The 20,057-nt window shown below is 37.3% G+C and carries 14 protein-coding genes; 7 read left to right on the top strand and 7 right to left on the bottom strand.

From position 1 onward, the window contains the following. Positions 1-1,232 precede the first annotated feature (1,232 nt). Together DRF67_RS20860 and DRF67_RS20855 are read right to left on the bottom strand one after the other, a co-directional pair. Complete coding sequence (locus DRF67_RS20860) at positions 1,233-2,732, bottom strand: LuxR C-terminal-related transcriptional regulator (RefSeq protein WP_115930232.1); 1,500 nt, start codon at positions 2,730-2,732, stop codon at positions 1,233-1,235. 133 nt (positions 2,733-2,865) lie between these two features. Continuing rightward, positions 2,866-3,336, bottom strand: a complete 471-nt coding sequence (locus DRF67_RS20855) for an Lrp/AsnC family transcriptional regulator (RefSeq protein ID WP_115930231.1) — start codon at positions 3,334-3,336, stop codon at positions 2,866-2,868. Positions 3,337-3,479: 143 nt separating this feature from the next. Here DRF67_RS20855 and DRF67_RS20850 point away from each other — a divergent pair, with 143 nt between their 5' ends. The 3 genes from DRF67_RS20850 (at position 3,480) to DRF67_RS20840 (ending at position 8,759) form a co-directional block, all read left to right on the top strand. Beyond that, the gene (locus tag DRF67_RS20850) at positions 3,480-4,871 is read left to right on the top strand and encodes an MFS transporter (RefSeq protein ID WP_115930230.1); all 1,392 of its coding nucleotides are present in this window, start codon (positions 3,480-3,482) and stop codon (positions 4,869-4,871) included. Positions 4,872-5,737: 866 nt separating this feature from the next. Continuing rightward, positions 5,738-6,301 (top strand): DUF2652 domain-containing protein, encoded by a 564-nt coding sequence (locus DRF67_RS20845; RefSeq protein ID WP_115930229.1) that lies wholly within the window; start codon positions 5,738-5,740, stop codon positions 6,299-6,301. A gap of 295 nt (positions 6,302-6,596) precedes the next feature. Then, on the top strand, positions 6,597-8,759 hold the full coding sequence (locus DRF67_RS20840) for an outer membrane beta-barrel protein (protein ID WP_115930228.1): 2,163 nt from the start codon (positions 6,597-6,599) through the stop codon (positions 8,757-8,759). Between the two features lie 493 nt (positions 8,760-9,252). On the opposite strand, the gene DRF67_RS20835 is transcribed toward DRF67_RS20840, so the two are convergent. The 5 genes from DRF67_RS20835 to DRF67_RS20815 form a co-directional block, all read right to left on the bottom strand. Further along, positions 9,253-11,511 carry a glycoside hydrolase family 3 C-terminal domain-containing protein gene (locus tag DRF67_RS20835; protein ID WP_115930227.1) on the bottom strand — a complete coding sequence of 753 codons (2,259 nt, stop codon included), beginning with the start codon at positions 11,509-11,511 and terminating at the stop codon, positions 9,253-9,255. 254 nt (positions 11,512-11,765) lie between these two features. Beyond that, positions 11,766-12,572, bottom strand: a complete 807-nt coding sequence (gene metQ / locus DRF67_RS20830; RefSeq protein ID WP_115930226.1) for a methionine ABC transporter substrate-binding lipoprotein MetQ — start codon at positions 12,570-12,572, stop codon at positions 11,766-11,768. A gap of 91 nt (positions 12,573-12,663) precedes the next feature. Further along, entirely contained in the window at positions 12,664-13,320 is a 657-nt protein-coding gene (metI, locus tag DRF67_RS20825; RefSeq protein ID WP_115930225.1) for a methionine ABC transporter permease MetI, read from the bottom strand. Beyond that, the gene (locus DRF67_RS20820; RefSeq protein WP_115930224.1) at positions 13,313-14,341 is read right to left on the bottom strand and encodes a methionine ABC transporter ATP-binding protein; all 1,029 of its coding nucleotides are present in this window, start codon (positions 14,339-14,341) and stop codon (positions 13,313-13,315) included. The genes metI and DRF67_RS20820 overlap by 8 nt, the downstream gene beginning before the upstream one ends. A gap of 16 nt (positions 14,342-14,357) precedes the next feature. Beyond that, the gene (locus DRF67_RS20815; protein WP_115930223.1) at positions 14,358-15,347 is read right to left on the bottom strand and encodes an EamA family transporter; all 990 of its coding nucleotides are present in this window, start codon (positions 15,345-15,347) and stop codon (positions 14,358-14,360) included. A 534-nt stretch (positions 15,348-15,881) separates the two neighbouring features. Here DRF67_RS20815 and DRF67_RS20810 point away from each other — a divergent pair. From DRF67_RS20810 to DRF67_RS20795, 4 genes are all read left to right on the top strand, one after another. Next, the gene (locus tag DRF67_RS20810) at positions 15,882-16,814 is read left to right on the top strand and encodes a ring-cleaving dioxygenase (RefSeq protein WP_115930222.1); all 933 of its coding nucleotides are present in this window, start codon (positions 15,882-15,884) and stop codon (positions 16,812-16,814) included. 58 nt (positions 16,815-16,872) lie between these two features. Continuing rightward, positions 16,873-17,166 carry a GNAT family N-acetyltransferase gene (locus DRF67_RS20805; protein WP_115930221.1) on the top strand — a complete coding sequence of 98 codons (294 nt, stop codon included), beginning with the start codon at positions 16,873-16,875 and terminating at the stop codon, positions 17,164-17,166. Positions 17,167-17,295: 129 nt separating this feature from the next. Continuing rightward, positions 17,296-18,249: a ring-cleaving dioxygenase gene (locus tag DRF67_RS20800; RefSeq protein ID WP_115930220.1), complete on the top strand. Its 954-nt coding sequence runs from the start codon at positions 17,296-17,298 to the stop codon at positions 18,247-18,249. A gap of 8 nt (positions 18,250-18,257) precedes the next feature. Beyond that, positions 18,258-18,878 (top strand): alpha/beta hydrolase, encoded by a 621-nt coding sequence (locus DRF67_RS20795; RefSeq protein ID WP_115930219.1) that lies wholly within the window; start codon positions 18,258-18,260, stop codon positions 18,876-18,878. The last annotated feature ends 1,179 nt before the right edge of the window (positions 18,879-20,057 follow it).

Below are 20,057 nucleotides of genomic sequence, written 5' to 3'. Positions count from 1 at the left end.
CGGAGTCAAACAAAAGTATACAAAAATTCAAGACTGGAATCATCCGCTAAAAATTGACCTTGCCTCCTAAAATTTCCAAACTCGCATGGATTCTACATTTGTTCTTCGGCTCAATAGGGTGACCATGCTCAGACACTGGAAATTTTTTAACGGATTCAAGATCAATTTTGCCTCCGGTTTTTTATTTTTATTTGAATCGGCGAACCTTAAAAGGTTTATTAACGCTCCTGATTCCTAGGTCGATTAAAGAATACTTACAACTATTTTTCATAGCTCTGATTGAGTTGAGCCGATTAGAAAAAAGCCCTCTGAAAAATATACTTAAACATCTGTGGAAACCTGTGTCATTTGTGGTTAAATTTTTTTACTCATACGCTAAAATCGAAGATCATCTCCCTTCAATGGATGAGTGGTATTTCTACGGAGTCAAAAGATGATTGGTATACCATCCGAATATTATTATTTCTATTCACATGAACTCAAATTTTTGCTTACCCCCAACTTTTGCGCCTCATCCTAATTCTCCTAATAAAAATGAGAGATCACAACTTAAAAAGTGTAATCTCTCATTGCTAAACAAATCAGCGTTTTGGTATTCTCAACTTTCTATGACGAAAACAACACAGATGCATAGAAAGGTTGAGAATGTTCATCTGAAGTATTGTGTTAGTTAGGCCTCATTTCATTTGTGTCTACTAAATTTGTTTAGCTGCTAATAAACTTTTTGTCTATCAATTTGTGTTTTTTGTCGGATCAACTTGAAGTCTGATGCCGGAAGATTTTTTATGCTTTTATCTTACTATGACTCAATTCATGGAAATGATATCGTGACCGGTTGTCACCTTAAAATTCCATATTCATAAATTCTACTTTTCACAGGGCAAACATATCGCGAATGAGGCACGATTTCCAAAAAAAGAGATACTACATACCTACCTCACTGATACGACTTTGTTTGTAATTTGCTGATTTGTAAATATTTTGTGTTTTTTAGGTGACGGAGGAGGTTATTTGTATTAATTGGGATGGAAAGAGAGAAGAAGCATTCAATATGGTCTGAGTTTTGAACGAATGTCGAATGGTTATTATTTAAAAATGACCTTTTATTTTCATAAATTAATATCCCAAAAAATATTAATCCAAGCTCCAAAGCGATCATTAAGTTGTCAATAACTTTAAACAAAAAAGATCCTGCAGGTCTGCAGGAGATATGGGTCAGAGTAAAATGAAAACTACAAAGAAGTTAAAAAATTATGGAGGTCGGTTTCGGAAGAAATATTCAATTTCTTTCGGAGTCTTCCTTTTTTGGTTTGTACAGATCTGTGCTGAATCAAGGTGAAGTCAGCAATGTCTTTTGATGAAAAACCGAGCCAGATCATCGCACACAATGAAAGTTCTGATTTTGTAAGTTTGGGGTTGACTTCCAATATTTGCTGAAGAAGGCTTGGGTTAATTTCTTCAAATCTATCTATAAAAGAAAGATCATTTCTTTTAGCCAGTTCAAGCAATTCTGTATAATGATCCTGGGAAATAATTGCTTTGACAGGAGCATTGGCAGTTACGGTTATCTTTGCTGATTTTTTTTTATTCCTGCTTCTTATATATATAAATAAAGGTACTGTAAGCAAAAGAATACCTCCGCCTGCCGCAATATATACCATATTGATACCATCACTGTTTTTATGCTCAATGGCCTCGTTCAGAGAAAAATCGATCGCTTCGTTTTCAGAGGACTTCAGTATTTTTTCCAGCTGTTCGGCCTTTAAAGAATACCGGTTTTTCATTTCTTTATTGTTAAGCTTTGCATAAACACCGGCAATCTGCTGGTATAACTTGGGCAATTTGTTGATCCTTTTGGTTTTGATAAAAATGTCAGCAGCTTTATTATAATAGATAAGAGCCTGTTGGTGGTCACCTTTTTCAAATAGGAGATCTGCATAGAAACAATAGATGATTCCCTGTTTTACCGTACTGGGTTTTTTACTTTTCATAAGAGAAAGGGCCTTGTGGGTATACCATGTTGCAGAGTCAATATTTTGAGTCTGGCGCAGATAATAATGACCGATATTGGCACTGTTGCTTGCAGTGGGACTCAGTCGGAACCCTTTATGATAATAAATAAGTGCTGAATCCTTATAGGTGGGAAGAATATAATCAGCTCTCTGCACATACAGGTGTCCTATCAGGTGTTCCTTGTGGTGCAGTTTTTTTCCGTGATAAAGGGCTTTTGCATTGTAACTTAAAGCGGTCTGCGTTAATCCCGTTGCATAGGTAAAATAGCTGTATTCATAATATAATTTGGTATATAGAAACGGGTCACTAAGGAGGTTGATGATCTTGCTGGCTGACATGAGACATTTCTGGCTGGCTTTATAATTACCTGCGATGGTATAGATGCTGGCCAGATTGATATATCCTAATGCTTCTTCCTTTTGATCTCCCTTTTTTATAGATTGGGCAATAGCTTCCTTGTTAAATGCAATAAGTTCGGCATCTTTACCTTCCACTTTTAAGGCTTTATTCTTTTGTATAAAAGCATCAGTATCCTTATGGGATTCTGTTTTTTTACCACATTGATAGAAAATACCTGCAATCAAAATGAACAAAAACAACCTGTGCTTTGGTAAATGGATTACCCTGGTGCGGTTCGTAATCCTCATTTGATCATTATTGACAGCGGCGAAGCTTCTCATCTTAAAGTAGGTGTTATTTTCAAAAGACCGTTTGTTCATCTTTTCATACCATTGAAAAGCGGTGTATTTTTTCTTTTCATGATTGCCAGAAATTCACTACACTAAATTAATAAAAAATTGAATTGTTTTTTCATACGTTCTGTTGGGAAAGGATAAAATGTTTAATGCGGATTTAAACAATCTGAGCGCTTTCTTTTATACTGCTCATGACAAATATGCTTTTCGTCTGTCCTATTCCTTCAATTTCAGAGAGTTTATTCACGAAAAATTCATGAAACTCATCCATATTGGGGGCAAGAATTTTTAACATAAAATCAAAATCTCCACTGATATTGTAAAATTCAACGACTTCATTGAGCTTGCTTACCTCTTCTATAAATCTCCCTGCTGTCTTTTTGTTGTGACCGTTCAGCGCAATCATACAGATCACCATCATGCCTTTGTTTACCTGTTTTCGGTCGACTACTGCGGTGTATTCTTTAATGATTCCAAGCTTTTCCATACGCTTGATGCGCTCGTGCGTAGGGGTGGAGCTTAAATTGATCCTTGCGGAAATATCACGGATGCTCATTTTGGCATCTTTCTGCAAAAGCCGCAATATCGAAAGGTCTTTTTCATCAGGGATATAATTTTCTGTAGCCATTTGTTCTGTTTTTATGGGTTATGGTAGATGAGTTTAGTTTATTTGTACTTTATTCTATCTTATTCTATCAAATTCGTTCCAAATTTAATGCAAAATTTTAGTATATGTTCTGTTAATTTTAATTTTGCAGGAAATTTGAAGACATGGACAACAGGAAGAATATAATATTAATTTTAGCATCGGTAGGGACTTTTGTAGAGGCTTTGGATATTGCCATTATTAATTTGACCATTCCTTCTATTCAGGAACAGTTTCATATTGGAGCTGGGACTGTACAATGGCTTCAGACACTCTATGTATTGTTTTTCGGAGGATTTCTTATTATTGGAGGAAAATTATCTGATCAACTGGGAAGGAAGAAAATATTTTTGCTGGGCGGTCTTATTTTTATGCTGACGTCACTTGGAGCGGGACTGTCCGGGAATTTTGAAATACTTGCTGTATTCAGAGCCTTACAGGGGCTGGGTGCTGCGTTTGTTATGCCTTCAGCGCTTTCTATTGTGACCAACACTTTCAGAGGTGAACAGGAAAGAAACCGTGCTATAGGGGTTTTCAGTTCTTTTGCCGCAATAGGATCGGGAAGTGGTCTTTCTGTAGGAGGGATTATCAGTACGTATCTTAGCTGGCACTGGGTTTTTCTCATCAATGTTCCTATTCTTTTTATCACGGTGATTCTATCTTATTATTATCTGCCGGCAGATGAGAAAAATGAAAAAGTCGGAAAAACCGATGTTGCTTCGGGGATACTGATGGTTCTTGGTCTTTTAGGCTTAACGTATGGTACCCACGAGCTCGTGCATATTAAAGAGCAGCCTCTTTGGGTAGTGGGGTCTCTTGTCTTAGCTGTATTGCTCCTGATAACGGTCTTTTACCGTTTGAGAACGGTGGCGGAGCCATTATTTGATATAAAGCTGTTTAAACACAGATCGCTGATGGTCTCTAACGCAGTATTTTTCAGTCTTGGGTCTTTCTTTATTGGATTTTTATTTCTGATCTCACTGATGCTGCAGAAAGATATGGAATACAGTGCAGCTTCCGCAGGGTTGATGCTTGTTCCTTTCAGCGTGGTTTCAGCTTTAACGGCTAAATTCGCATTGCCTCATGTATCCAAACGGCTGAACTCTGCTCAAATGGGATTACTAGGATGGTTATTTATGCTGATGGGAGGGGTATTCCTGCTGATATCTGTATTTACAGGACATCCATTAGCGGTTGTCTTATTGGGAGCAGCGTGCATATCGGGAATAGGGATGACGTTCTGCTTTACAGCACTTTCCGTCATGGGAATTCAGGATGTTGAACCGGAAAATTACGGATTGGCATCAAGTTTGAGTTCTACTAGTTACTTTCTGGGAGCTGGGATTGGGTTGTCGTTTATGACTCTGATGAGCCAGGTCTTCCCTTCGCAATTTGCCGTTGGAAGCCTGAATCTCTTTATCTTAATCGGATATGCGCTTCTCGCACTTGGAATGTTATTTTATTTTATATTGAGAAGCTTAAAAGTGAAACCGTCTGACATGGCCGTTTCATCATAAGCAGCCTTAAAATTACACAAACTATATGAGGAAGGATCGATGCTCTGGGGTATCGGTTCTTTTTTTGTTAAAAAATTAAAAGTAATGACCGTTTATGGAATCAGGCGCAAAAGTTGGGGGGCAAGCAAGGAGTTGAGTTAATGTGAATAGAAAAAGTAATATTGGGATCGTATACCAATCACTGTTTGACTCCGGTGAAATAATATCCATCGACTGAAGATGATCTTCGATTGTAGCGTAAAAAAAATTAACCACAGATGGCCAATTTTTCTACAGATGTTTAAGTATATTTTTCAGAGGTTTTTTTTCTAATAGGCTCAATCCAGTAAGAACGATGAAAAATAGTTGTAAGTATTCATTAATCGACCTAGGAATCAGGAGCGTTAATAAAATTGATCTTGAATCCGTTAAAAAATTTCCAGTGTCTGAGCATGGCCACTTTATTGAGTCGAAGAAGCAATGTAGAATCCATGCGAGTTTGGAAATTTTAGGAGTCAAGGTCAATTTTTAGTGGATGATTCCAGTCTTGAATTTTTGTATACTTTTGCTTCAAGGCAAAAGTATAATGGAAAAAAAAAATCGTTTCTCCACAACTTTTGTACCTGATCCCGTTTATGGATTGGTATTAATAGTTGATCCAAAATTATTTTATATGTAAGATTTTGTTTGAATCTGTCTAATCTTCACTTTCAAAGCAAAAGCATAAATAAGGAAAAGAGTATTTTTTGGTGATGAAAAATATAATGGATATCAGAAGGAGCTGATTATTGAAGTGGTTTAGCAAACTGAAAAAACCTTTGCTGATCGTAAAGTAAAACTGAATCTGCTTCGTCTTTGATCATGAAACAGGTTTAATCCCTATCATTATGAAGACAAATATACAGGAGGGAATCATTCTTATTCCGGATTTCAGCGGATTTACAGAATTTGTGTTCAGTACTAAACTTTATACAGGAGAATATATTGTAAGACAACTACTATCTACACTGATCGATGTGAATGATCAGTATTTTAAGATTTCAGAAATTGAGGGCGATGCCATTTTATTTTACCGGTACGATAAAAAACCATCTTATCAGAATATTTCGGCTATGCTTTTGAAAATGAGAAGTGCCTTTAACAAAAAAATCGATGAGCTTACAAAAAGTCTGGGTACTGCCATAGATCTCTCCCTGAAATTTATTGTTCATTACGGGACATTTTCTCAATATAAAATTGGAAATTTCAGGAAGCTATATGGCAAAACGATTGTGGAAGCCCATCAGCTTCTGAAAAACGGTTTTGCAGAACATCCTTCTTATGCTTTATTCAGTAATTCTTTTCTGGAAAGTACCCGAAAAAGGGAGGTGCATCCTAAAAATGAACAGCTTTATCTGCCGGAAGTCGGCGTTATTCATTATTTTGAAAATATGAACCAGCCGGTATTCTAATATTCTTGACAAATTTGCTATTGCTGTCCCCAGATAAGTCCCGCACTTTTGGGTAGTGAGAAGATATGTTTTTTTCTAAATTTAATAAATTACATATAAATTATTTTTCAGAGTATATAGTATTGAATTCATTGATATCTTGTGGTTTTTTTAATAGATCATTTTGTTTCTTGATTTATGTTTGATTGGAATATTCTTGTGGTATTCAGATTGAAGCATTTATTTTTTGTTTTTAATTTTCTGATGTAACAAATATATGCTGCCAATGGTCTTATAGTAAAAACAATAATTTCTCATGAAAATAATATTATTTTCCATTGCAGTATTAGCAGGATCTTTTACATTGGCGCAGACCCAGACCCCACAGGATACTGTAAAAGCGGAAGCTAAAGAGATAGAAGCTGTTACCCTTGTTGCCAGAAAGCCCACTGTGGAATCTAAAGTTGACAGGACCGTTTTCAATGTTGCTAACAGCGCTATACTGGCAGGAAATACCACCTGGGATGTCCTTAGAATGACTCCTTTGGTAAGTATTGATAATAATGATGATGTAAAGTCTGAAGGCCAGATGGTCACCGTATATATTAATGACAGAAAATCTGTTTTTACAGGAAAAGAATTAAAAGAATATCTTAAAACAATCCCTGCTGATAATCTGTTGAAGATTGAAGTCATTACAAGCCCTTCGTCGCGGTACGAAACCTCGGGATCCGTCATCAATATTGTTCTGAAAAAGAGAGATGATGAAGGAATGAAAGGCAGCATTTCCCTAAATAACAGGCAGAGTACAAAAAATTCACAGTACACCAATTTTAATCTGAACTATCATAAGAAAAAATTCACCCAGACCTTTATCGGCGGGTACAATAATGCGACATATGTACAGAAAAATGACGTCGTCAATACCTTATACAAAAATAACAAGGTTTCCAGGCTTAATTATGAAACTGAATACAGAAATGAAAGTCCTTCTCTGTCCTCTACCTCAGAGTATGAAATCAATGATAAAAAAAATATAGGACTTGTTCTTGAATATTTTCAAAACCGGAATCTGTCTTCTGCGGAATCCTACGGGACTGAATATGAGAATAGTCATCTCACAGATTCCTTTTATCAGACCCAAAATACTTCAGGGTTCAGCCGTACGTTGGGTACCAATATATTTTATAAATATTATGATAAAGAAATCAACCGGATTCTGGATATCAATCTTGGGACGAATTATACGGGGAATGATGATGATAATCTGATCAATAAATCAGGAGCTGTGAATGATCAGTTGGGAGTCATCAGCAAGAATCAGATGCGCAATTACTATTTGAAAATAGATTATACCCAACAGCTGGGAAAATCAGGCGGGACTATTGAGGTAGGAGCCAAGTCCGATTTCAACAATCATGTGATTCCTAACAGTCTTTATGGTACGAGCATGGATAACCCTCTTTCCAACTATTATAACCTCTCCAGAAATGACAGATTTCATTATGAAGATAATATCAGCTCGGTATATGCCAATTACAGCAAAACATTTTTCAAAAAGCTGGAAACCAGAATCGGGCTGCGCTATGAATATACTGATCTGAAGGTAAGACAGGACATGGCCGGTACGGAAAGAAGAGATTCCTACGGTACTTTTCTGCCTAATATATTGATAAAGTATACCTTTTCGGACAAATATGATCTAAGCCTCAACTATAACCGCAGCATATGGAGACCCTGGTACTCGGAATTCAACCCTTTCCTGATTCCTGATATCAACGGAACCTATTCAAGAGGAAACTTAAATCTGAATCCCAACCCCAATGACAGGCTTTATATGAAATTTGGAATCCTGAAGAAATATTTTATCTCTGCAAGATACATGTATACCGACCAGGATTATTGGACGACCTATGTGACAGAGAATGGAAGAACGGTGTCGCTGCCGGGAAATTTCGATGGAAAGGTTCAGAAATATTATATTTTTGCCAATACCAACCAGAACTTTCTTAAAAATAAGCTGAATGTGAATGTTGGATTCGGATGGTATTATATTGATAATAAAGACTTTAATCAGAAAAATGATCTGAAAGGTAAAAATTATATCAATTATTGGGGCGGATCTGCCAATTTATCATACACGAATCTTTTTAATAAAAATATTAACCTGAGTGCCTGGATGGAAGTGGCTAACCAGAATAACGGTAATTCATATGCCAATAACACCAACGTGTTCCACAATATTTCTGTCACAAAAATATTTCCAAAAACACAAATGGAACTCAGTATGCAGTTGATGAATATTTTCAAAAGGCCATATGCTGACACCACAACCTATAGTCCGGATGGAACTTTTAGAAATTATTCATTATGGGACTGGTACGGGGTTTCCCTTACTTTCGTAAAGCGTTTCGGAAACCAGAAAGTGAAAGAAAATACGAAAACCGACGTTGAAAAAAACTCAGGTGGAGGAAAATAGGTCTTAATTTGTTAGATGTGTAAGCGGATGTCCTTTAGGAATCCGCTTTTTTTCTTCTATACATCGGTAAGGTGCTTCTGGTATGCGGAATTAGTTCTATTACTTTAGCCTCACGCAGATCAGACAGATTCCGCAGATAAAAAGTGCTAAATTATAGGGAGAGAATCAAGAACATCAGATATTGTTTGCGGTGGCACAGAGCATGCTGCTTTCAAATCGATTGCTCATCCATATTGCTTTGTAGCGACTTCGTTGCTTTTCTTTAACGTTAGAATTCCAGAAACTTTGCATTTAATTTTAATATCATGGAGACTACAGAAATCTTCCTGATTATAAAGAAATCTGCTCAATTTTCGCAATCTGCGAGATGAAATAAATACAGTCAGACTGAACACAACGCAAAAAAAACAGATCCCCAACCAGGAATCTGTTTTTTTATGTATAAAGAAACTACAAGAGTGAATGTTCAGAATAAATTTTCCACTCTCAAAGCTTATTGCAGGGTAAACTTCACTTTCGTTTTTATGGCATCTGAAGAACTTCCGATCAGGGCCTCAAAATCTCCCGGCTCAGCTACCCAGTCATGTTTTTGAGGGTCAAAATAACTCAATGCAGACTTGTCGATCGTAAAGGTCACCTCCTTTTGTTCGCCCGGATTTAAATATACTTTTTCAAACCCTTTCAACTCTTTGGCAGGGCGGGGAACAGAGGCTTTCAAATCACTGATATAAAGCTGGGCTACTTCAGCACCTGCTTTTTTGCCGGTATTTTTAACGCTCACTGTGAAAGTGATACTGCCATTTTGGTCCATTACCGTTTTGTCCGCTTTTGCTTTTCCAAATTCAAAAGTAGTATAGCTTAAACCGTATCCGAAACTGAATAAAGGTTTGATGTTTTTGGTATCATGCCAGCGGTAGCCCACAAAAATACCTTCATTGTAGGTAATATTGATCGGGTTTTTCTGGTCTTTTCCTTTTCCTGCCGCAAACTCGTCCTTCTGACCCGGATATTCTCCAAGCTGATGAGCCGAATTATCTTCAAGCTTAACCGGAAAAGTAAACGGAAGCTTTCCTGAAGGATTAGCATCTCCCGCCAAAACCGCAGCAATGGAATTTCCAGCTTCAGAACCCAGATACCAGGCCTGAACAATTGTAGGTACTTCCTTTACCCAGGGCATAGCTACTGCATTGCCAGAAACCAATACCACTGCAAGATTCTTATTGGCTTTAGCTAAAGCAGAAATTACCTGATCCTGATGGTAGGGAAGGCCATAGCTTTTTCTGTCATTGCCTTCACTATCCTGGAAATCGGCCTTATTCAACCCTCCTACAAAGATCACGTAGTCTGATTTTTTAGCCAGCTCTACCGCTTCGTCCAGCAGTTCTTTCTCAGAACGGTTGTCTTTCAGATCCTGTCCGGATTTTACACCATTATATTCACCGCCAATATCTCCTACATAGCCTCTTGCATATTGTACGTCAGCCTGCTTTCCAAATCTGGATTTGATTCCGTCCAATGGCAGGGTTTCATACTTTACCTTTAATGAAGACGAACCTCCGCCAACAGTCATGATTTTAATGGCATTTTCACCGATAACAGCTATTTTCTTAGCCTTATTAACGTCAATGGGAAGAACATTTTTATCATTCTTTAATAAAACAATTCCTTCTGCCCCAATTTCTTTAGCTATCGCTTTATGCTCTTCAGAAGCTATATTTCCGAAGGGTTTATTTCGGTTCATTGTGGTCTTATACGCAAGGCGAAGAAGTCTTGTTACTTTATCGTCTAACTCTTTGGTTCCTACTTTTCCAGATTTGATCAGATCTAAATAGGGTTTCGCCAGGAAATAGTTATCGTAGGCATTTTTTGTTCCTGCAGAAAGACCATTGGTCCAGGTTCCGAACTCAAGATCCAGGCCGTTGTGAATCGCCTGTTCCGTATTGTTTACAGCTCCCCAGTCGGATACCACTACACCTTTGTAATTCCATTCTTTTTTCAGAATATCATTTAAAAGATACTGATTCTGACTGGCATACTGACCTTTGTACATATCATAAGCCCCCATAATGGTCCAGGAATCACCCTCTGTGACCGCCGCCTTGAATGGAGGAAGATAAATTTCGTAAAGGGTTCTGTCGTCTACATTCACATTGCTGGTATGGCGGAACATTTCCTGATTGTTCAGGGCAAAATGTTTAACTGAAGTGGCTACACCATTAGATTGTACCCCTTTGATATAAGGAACCACCATTTTTGAGGTCAGATAAGGGTCTTCACCCATGTATTCAAAATTTCTACCATTCAGAGGAGTTCTATAAATATTGACACCGGGCCCCAGTAGAATGTCTTTCTTTCTGTAACGGGCTTCTTCTCCCAATGCCTTACCATAGTTCCAGGACATTTTCTTATTCCAGGTAGCTGATAAAGCGGTAAGGGCAGGGTAGGCGATAATGGAGTCATTGGTCCATCCGGCCTGGTCCCATTCATCCCACATCACTTCAGGACGTACCCCATGAGGTCCGTCAGTAGTCCAGAATTCAGGGATTCCTAATCTTGGAACACCGGGAGAGCTGAATTTTGACTGGGCGTGAAGCATCGCTACTTTTTCTTCCAGCGTCATTCTGGAAAGAGCATCCTGGATACGCTGTTCTACAGATTTTGATTCATCTAAATAAACGGGAGTAGTGTTCTGGGCCATATAAGAAACAGAAATAAAGGTGAATAAACTTACAATGGCGGTTTTCTTTAACATATTGCCTTTTTATTGGATTGAAGCAAAAATAAACAAAATTTTTATATTATCTCAAATTGAGAAAATAAATTTTGAGACATAAAAAAACTGCCTACAGAATTGTGACAGAATTTTTTAGAAGGGAAAGATGCTGGGTAATGTTAGCTTTGAAGTCAATAGTCAATTTTGTTTTACCTGGGAATCGAAAATAATGTTAAACTTTTAACCCAAATTTCATGCCCCGAAACTCTTAAACTCTCAAACCCTCAAACTCATTACCATCCTTTCACAGCTCCTCCTTTGAAAACTTCCAAGGCCTTCTTTTCCACTTCATCAGATTGATAAGCTTTAACGAAGTTTTTTACCTTCTGGCTGTTCTTGTTATCCTGTCTTGTCACAACAAGGTTAACATAAGGAGAGTCTTTATCTTCTTTGAAAATACCTTGCTTTTCCGAATCCAATCCGGCCTGTGCCGCAAAATTATTATTGATGATTCCTACCACAACATCCCTGTCATCCAAAACCCTTGGGATTTGTGCTCCTTCAATCTCCATGATTTTCAGTTGCTTGGGATTTTCTGTAATATCGGTAACCTTTGGAAGCAATCCAACCCCTGCTTTTAGTTTCAGTAAACCGTTTTTCTGCAATAGCAGTAAAGAACGTCCACCATTGGTAGGGTCATTGGGAATCACAATCGTGCTCTCATTTTGCAGCTGACTGAGATTTTGGATCTTCTTTGAATAAGCGATGATAGGGTATACAAATGTATTCCCTACAATGGCAAGATTATATCCTCTTTGTTTTGATTGTTCAGCTAAATAAGGAGCGTGCTGAAAAGCGTTGGCATCAATATCTCCATTCATCAAAGCTTCATTGGGAACTACATAATCATTGAAAGGAATCAGCTCCACTTCAAGGTTATACTTTTCCTTTGCGACCTTTTTTGCTACTTCAGCCACTTCCTGCTCGGGTCCGTAAGTAATTCCTACCCGGATAAAGTTCGGATCATCCTTTCTCCCTGAACAAGCACTGAAAAGAAGCACTCCGGCAGCGATGAATCCTAAAATCTTTATTTTTTTCATCCTATTCTTTTTAATTTATAATGGAGTTAAAATAGTAAAATTACAAAAGCAAAACCATCTCTCTTACTCTAAAACTCTATAACCCTCAAACTCATCTATGGTCAAACCTCTTAGAAAGCCTGTCTCCCATAAACTGGATAATAAATACCAAAAGTACAAGTAATACCAATACCGTATTCATGATCACAATATCATAGCCAATGTATCCATACTGGTATCCAACCTGTCCCAATCCACCGGCACCCACAGCACCACCCATCGCAGAATACCCTACTAATGTGATTAACGTAATGGTTGCATTATTAATCAATGAAGGAAGGGCTTCAGGAAGTAAAACCTTTCTGATGATCTGAAAAGGGGAAGCGCCTAATGCTCTTGCTGTTTCTATTAATCCATGAGGAACTTCAATAAGGCTGTTTTCAACCAATCTTGCAATAAAAGGTGCTGCTCCCACACTTAATGGAACCAACGCTGCATTCACTCCAATGGATGTTCCTGCCAAAACCCTTGTGAAAGGGATCATCCATACAATTAAAATGATGAATGGGATGGCCCGGAAGATATTGACAATAATGGATAATGCCCTATAGTAGATAACATTTTCCAACAATTGTCCTTTCCTTGTTAAAAATAAGAGTATCCCAACGGGGAGCCCTAAAACAAATCCAAAAAATCCGGATACGAACGTCATATAAACTGTTTCCCAGGTTCCTTTTGCCAAAAGGGCAAGTACTGCATCACTAAGCATATCCTTTTACTGTATTTTGTATTTTATTCTGATTAAAATAATAGATGGCTTTTTGGTTTTCCTCAGCCTCTCCCTGAAGTTGCAAAAGTAGTTTACCAAAATTAGAATTCCCAAAATATTCTACATCTGCTTTCAAAAGTTTGTAAGGGATTTTGTGTTCATTGTATAAGGCTGAAAGAATCTGTTCAACACTTATGGTTTCGTTAAGTTCTATTTCGACCAGTGGAAATAAACCTTCCTGAGGCTCTTTCTGTAGTCTGCTATTAAGTTCCTGTGGCAGGGTCATGACGTCTGAATTTATAAATTGTTGGATCACCGGATTTTCCCGGTTTGAAATGATCTCACTTAAAGTTCCTTTGGCTAATAGTTTTCCTTTGTCGATCACTGCAACGTGATTACAAACTGCTTTAATGACTTCCATTTCGTGAGTAATCAAAAGAATCGTAATCCCTAATCTCACATTAATATCCTTCAGGAGCTGTAAAATTGATTGGGTGGTAACCGGATCCAGGGCACTGGTTGCTTCGTCGCAAAGCAATAGGTGAGGATCATTGGCTAAAGCCCTTGCGATGGCCACTCTTTGTTTCTGTCCTCCGGAAAGACTTTTTGGGTAATCATGGGCTTTATCCTCAAGACCTACAATTTTCAGTAATTCATTGACTTTGTTATTGATTTGATCTTTGCTGGTGTGATCCAGTTCCAGGGGAAGTGCTATATTATCAAAAACCGTTCTTGAAGAAAGAAGGTTAAAATGCTGGAAGATCATTCCTATTTTCTTACGTTCTCCGGCTAGCTGCTTTGAACTTAGTTGGGTGAAATCTTTTCCGTTAATAATTATTTGCCCTTCGTCCGGTCTTTCCAACAGGTTAACCGTCCGGATCAGGGTGCTTTTTCCTGCACCGGAAAATCCTATAATTCCAACGATATCTCCTTTTTCTATATTGAGACTCACCTTATCCAAAGCTTTAAAAGACTGCTTTTTCTGGTGAAATGTTTTTGATATGTTTCTGATTTCTATCATTCTGATATGTATGCTGTTAAATTGGCTGATATCGCTTGCCTGTTTTATTTAAAAATCTTCTAAGTCTTCTTAGTTTGACCTTCGACCGTTTTGAAAGTTTGAAGTATTTGGTGACATTAGTCAACAAGACTCCAAGCAATATGATTGACAAACCATAGAGCTGACCTCCATTGATGCTTTGATGGGCAACAATCCAGCCTGCAATCACTGTTACGATAGGATTAATGTAGGTATGGGTGCTTACCAAGGCAGCGGGTTTCACGGACAGAAGCCAAATGTACGACAAATAAGCGACTATCGATCCAAAGAAAATCAAAAACAGGACACCCAGCCAGGCAGATAAAGGAACCGCTGAAACCGAAAAATCAGTCCATTCTTTCCGTACAAAAGCAATAAAGAAAGAGGCCAGTCCTGCTACAATAAGCTGCTGGGCAATATTCATCAATGTGGATTGGGAAGCAGGATTTTTCTTGGAATATAAAGAGCCCAGGACCCAGGCCACAGAACTTAATCCAAGGACTATAAATGCAGTGGTACGAAGGTGGCTGTCCACAGAGGCATGAGCCGCACTACTTCCTTTTAAAAAGAATACCAGCCCAATAAAACCAATGATAAGGCCTATTGGGATAAATTTGTCTGAAAAATAATATTTCCAGTTTTTTCTGTCGATGGCAATGAACCAAAATGGACCGGTTGCTATGGAAATGGCTGCTTCTGAAGCGGTCACATACTGTTCTCCCCAGGCCACAAGGCCTGTTCCTCCTGTAAGAATCAAAATACCTGTCACCGCATTTTTTTTCCAGTTGGTTAAGGAATTTGCCTTCTCTCCCTTCGACAGAAGATAGCAGATCATTAGAATTCCTGCTACAAGAAATCGTAATCCGGAAAGAATGAATGGCGGAAAACCTTTTAAGCCAAATGAAATAGCTAAAAACGTAATTCCCCATATTACATAAATGTTGGTAAACGCTACCGGAACCAACCATTTGTTTTTAGAAGTGCTCATTTTTATTTTTTAATGTTGTTTGTTATCAAAAAAAAGGCCCTACACGTGGTAGGGCCTTTAAAAATATATCATATAAAAGTAAGGTCAACCACAGGAGTCTTGATGCACAGGCATGCACATAGGGTTCATCATTTTTTTAATGATGTGTTTTATTGTTGCATTATTCTTTGTTTCTATGCCCATCTTGTTTTATTTCCTGAATACGTTTGCAAATATAGAATATAATTTTTATTAGTCTACTAAAAATATAGACTTTTTGATATTAATTTATTATTAATGAATTTAATCGATTTAAAATCAAGTATTTGTGTGTTGTTTTGTTTTCGGTTAGCAAGATTTAATTTTGTTGTTTATGCTTTTTTGTTTGAATATAGGGTAGTAAATGACCTTATGAAATAGTTAAAATATGTTTTAATTTTTAGGGATTTTGCAAAACTACTGTTGCCGGATGTATTCAGTAAGCTTTGACATTTATTAAACTAGTTAAATGTGCAGGATTTTCATTGGCGTTAATTTAGCATCAAAATCAAAGACATGGAAAACCGAATATTAGGTCTGCATCATATTACTGCCATTGCAGACCATGCTAAAAGAAATTTAGATTTTTATACCCAGGTATTGGGCGTAAGACTCGTGAAGAAGACTGTTAACTTTGACGATCCGGGAACCTATCATTTTTACTTTGGAAATGAAACCGGAACTCCGGGAACCATTCTTACCTTCTTTCCATGGGAAGGAATTGGTAAGGGGAGCAACGGAAGTGGTATGGCCACTCATATAGGATATGCAGTACCTAAAGGAAGTCTCGGCTTCTGGAAAAATCGCCTGGAAAGTTTTAATAGTAAAGTAGAAGAAGGAGAGATCTTTGGTGAAAAGCTGATTTCTTTTACAGATCCGGACGGCCTCCAGTTGCAGTTTATAGAACCATCAGGAGATGACAGCAGAAAAGTATGGACAACAGACGATATTAAAGACGAGCACGCTTTAAAAGGGTTTCATAATGTAACTTTGACATTACGAAAGGCAGATCCTACCATGAAAGTGTTAACTGATATTCTCGGGTATGATCTTCAAAAACAGGAAGGTGAAAGATACAGATTGGCGACAAATGCTATTGACACTGCTAATCTTGTAGATATTATTGAAAATGATAAAATTCCGGCAGGAAGAAATGCTGCAGGAACCAATCATCATATTGCTTTCAGGGTGAAAGATGACAATATCCTGATGGAGTATCGGGAAAAAGTATTATCTGCTGGATTAAGCATCACTCCGAAAGTTAACAGAGACTATTTCTATTCGCTGTATTTCCGTGAACCGGGTGGTGTATTGTTTGAAATAGCGACTGATAATCCAGGATTTACCGTAGACGAACCCTTGGATGAACTTGGTTCTCACCTGAAACTTCCGGCACAATATGAAGGAATGCGGGATAAAATTGAAGGAGTATTACCGAACTTATCATAGATCATTCATGAATTATGATAAAGATGCTAATTTTGAATTATAATTAAAATAATAAAAAATGGAAAGAACAGAAATTGTTTTAGAAGGAAGAAAAGGAGAAATCCAACTTTTCTCAGATGATCAGAAAGCAGGAAAAATGGATATTTCGGTCATTGGAAAAAAGCTAACCGTATACCATACTGAAGTTAATCCTGAATATGAGGGAAAAGGATTTGCTAAAATTTTACTGGAAAAACTGGTTTCCTATGCAAGGGAAAATGACCTGAAAATTTCACCGTTATGTCCTTATGTACATGCGCAGTTCAAACGTCATCCGGAAGAATATGCTGATGTGTGGATGAAGGGAGACTAATGATAAGCTTGATGGTAGGAGAGTTTGAGAATAAAAGATGTTTAGAGAAAACCTGCTTATACACTTCAACCTCTTTTGCCTCATATCTTCTTTGTCTGTCACAATAACCAATTAACAACAATTACAACAATGAAACTTATTACAGGGCTGCACCATGTTACAGCCATTACCGGCAATGCACAGGAGAATATAGACTTTTACACCGGGGTTCTGGGACTTCGGTTAGTCAAAAAAACAGTTAATTTTGATTATTCAGAAGTTTATCACTTTTATTTCGGAGACGAGTACGGAACACCGGGAACTATTATGACGACTTTCCCGTATGGTAAAGATCTTATTAATGGGAGACATGGAAAAGGAATGCTGAATACCACTGCCTTTTCAGTTTCAATAGAGGCCCTGGATTACTGGATGAACCGTCTTGATCAGTTTAATATCAACTATAAACAGCCGCAACAAAGATTTTCGGATGAGGTCTTTATTTATCTTGAAGATTTTGACGGACTTGGCCTTGAACTCGTTTTCAATAGTAAAGATGAAAGAAAAGGATATAAGAACGGCTATATTCTTGATGGCTATACTCTTAAGGGAATTCATCACGTGGAAATATGGCTCGATGCATACGAAAGAACCGCAGCGCTGCTGACCACTCAGATGGATCACAAAATCATCAGCGAAACCCCAGACAGGTTGAGACTGGGAACAGAAGATCTTCCCGGAAAATATGTTGATTTGTTAAGCACTCCCAGTGCCTTAAAGGGACTTGCCGGAAGAGGTACAGTACATCATGTGGCTTTTGCCACTCCGGATGCAGCGACACAGCTGGAGATGGTGGAAAGATTAAATGCGTATGGATTGGAGCATACTGAGGTAAAAGACCGTAAATACTTTACTTCTGTATACTTTAAAGAACCGGGAGGCGTATTATTTGAAATTGCAACATCAGGTCCGGGGTTTGATGCAGATGAAGAGCTGGCATTTTTGGGTGAAGATCTTCAGCTGCCACCACAATTTGAAGAGCAGCGACCCCATTTAACTGAAGTTCTTCCGAAAATAAATTATCCAACCGAAAAATACAGATAGAAGTAATCATGAGCCATACTTTAAATATAAAAACAGCAGGTCTCCCATTGAAGCAGGCAGAAAAAGCCTTAATTATGATCCATGGCCGCGGAGGAAGTGCGCAGGATATTTTGAGCCTTTCACAACATTTGAATGTCAAAGATTATGCAGTGCTGGCGCCGCAGGCTTTGAATCATACCTGGTATCCCTATTCATTTATAACCCCTGTGGATCAGAACGAACCGTGGTTATCATCAGCTCTTGAAATGGTGGGGGAAACGGTGAAAGCAGCTGTAGATGGTGGAATTAAGCCTGAAAATATATACTTTTTCGGTTTCTCCCAGGGCGCTTGTCTTACGCTGGAATTTTTAGCCAGAAATGCACAGAGATATGGGGGGGCGGTTGCTATTATCGGTGGGGTAATTGGTGATAAGATCAATCGTGAAAATTATAAAGGTGATTTTGCCGGAACTCCTGTTTTCCTGGGGACCAGCAATCCCGACTTTCATGTTCCTGTAGAAAGGGTATATGCAACGGCCAATATCTTTAAAGAAATGAATGCGGAAGTAACTGAAAAAGTTTATGCTAATTTCGGACATTCTATCAATGAGGAGGAAATGGAACTTGCCAATTCAATTATATTTAAATAAGTAAATTTAACCACAAAAGATTTGTAACACTTAAGTTTTTGAAAGATAAAAGTGAAGCGTTGAGAAGAACATATAAGTTTAGGGTCAAAGATTTTTCATGGAACAGTATGTTGTTATACGGGGCAGCTCTATTTGCCATAACACCTGTGTACATCTGCGTAATCTGTGGGAAAAATAAAATCATAAAAGATTTGTAACACTTAAGTTATTTAAGTTACAAAGCTTTGTGAATAGAAAGTACAATAAAGTCTAATGAAAATCTTTGATTTTCTTCTAAAGTGAACTTAATATTTTACCGGAATTGTAAATTACTGAAGTGAACTTAAGTGTTTAAGTAAGTTTTTTATTGGCTTATTTGATTAAAAAAAATCTGCGTTATCTGCTCAATCTGCGAGAACATAATGATATGTGTAGATCTGCGTAATCTGTGGGAAAAATAAAATCACAAAAGATTTGTAACACTTAAGTTATTTAAGTTACAAGCTTCGTGAATAGAAAGTACACTAAAGTCGAATGAAAATCTTTGATTTTCTTCTAAAGTGAACTTAATATTTTACCGGAATTGTAAATTACTGAAGTGAACTTAAGTGTTTAAATAAATTTTTATTGGCTTATTTGATTAAAAAAAATCTGCGTTATCTGCTCAATCTGCGAGAACATAATGATCTGTGTACATCTGCGTAATCTGTGGGAAAAAAAATCACAAAAGATTTGTAACACTTAAGTTATTTAAGTTACAAGCTTTGTGAATAGAAAGTACACTAAAGTCGAATGAAAATCTTTGATTCTTCTAAAGTGAACTTAATATTTTACTCGAATTTTAAATTACTGAAGTGAACTTAAGTGTTTAAATAAGTTTTTTATTGGCTTATTTGATTAAATAAAATCTGCGTTATCTGCTCAATCTGCGAGAACATAATGATATGTGTAGATCTGCGTAATCTGTGGGAAAAATAAAATCACAAAAGATTTGTAACACTTAAGTTATTTAAGTTACAAGCTTTGTGAATAGAAAGTACAATAAAGTCTAATGAAAATCTTTGATTTTCTTCTAAGGTGAGCTTAATATTTTACCAGAATTGTAAATTACTGAAGTGAACTTAAGTGTTTAAATAAATTTTTATTGGCTTATTTGATTAAAAAAAATCTGCGTTATCTGCTCAATCTGCGAGAACATAA

The organism is Chryseobacterium pennipullorum, from assembly GCF_003384725.1.
Classification (GTDB): domain Bacteria; phylum Bacteroidota; class Bacteroidia; order Flavobacteriales; family Weeksellaceae; genus Chryseobacterium; species Chryseobacterium pennipullorum.
Note: the sequence above shows the minus strand (reverse complement) of the source record. Positions and strands in the feature narration are given on the sequence as shown.

Coding starts and splice junctions, on each gene's coding strand:
- DRF67_RS20795 (WP_115930219.1), top strand. CDS start 18,258: ATGAGCCATACTTTAAATATAAAAACAGCAGGTCTCCCATTGAAGCAG.
- DRF67_RS20815 (WP_115930223.1), bottom strand. CDS start 15,347: ATGAGCACTTCTAAAAACAAATGGTTGGTTCCGGTAGCGTTTACCAAC.
- DRF67_RS20820 (WP_115930224.1), bottom strand. CDS start 14,341: ATGATAGAAATCAGAAACATATCAAAAACATTTCACCAGAAAAAGCAG.
- DRF67_RS20850 (WP_115930230.1), top strand. CDS start 3,480: ATGGACAACAGGAAGAATATAATATTAATTTTAGCATCGGTAGGGACT.
- DRF67_RS20810 (WP_115930222.1), top strand. CDS start 15,882: ATGGAAAACCGAATATTAGGTCTGCATCATATTACTGCCATTGCAGAC.
- metI (WP_115930225.1), bottom strand. CDS start 13,320: ATGCTTAGTGATGCAGTACTTGCCCTTTTGGCAAAAGGAACCTGGGAA.
- DRF67_RS20840 (WP_115930228.1), top strand. CDS start 6,597: ATGAAAATAATATTATTTTCCATTGCAGTATTAGCAGGATCTTTTACA.
- DRF67_RS20835 (WP_115930227.1), bottom strand. CDS start 11,511: ATGTTAAAGAAAACCGCCATTGTAAGTTTATTCACCTTTATTTCTGTT.
- DRF67_RS20805 (WP_115930221.1), top strand. CDS start 16,873: ATGGAAAGAACAGAAATTGTTTTAGAAGGAAGAAAAGGAGAAATCCAA.
- DRF67_RS20845 (WP_115930229.1), top strand. CDS start 5,738: ATGAAGACAAATATACAGGAGGGAATCATTCTTATTCCGGATTTCAGC.
- DRF67_RS20800 (WP_115930220.1), top strand. CDS start 17,296: ATGAAACTTATTACAGGGCTGCACCATGTTACAGCCATTACCGGCAAT.
- DRF67_RS20860 (WP_115930232.1), bottom strand. CDS start 2,732: ATGAACAAACGGTCTTTTGAAAATAACACCTACTTTAAGATGAGAAGC.
- metQ (WP_115930226.1), bottom strand. CDS start 12,572: ATGAAAAAAATAAAGATTTTAGGATTCATCGCTGCCGGAGTGCTTCTT.
- DRF67_RS20855 (WP_115930231.1), bottom strand. CDS start 3,336: ATGGCTACAGAAAATTATATCCCTGATGAAAAAGACCTTTCGATATTG.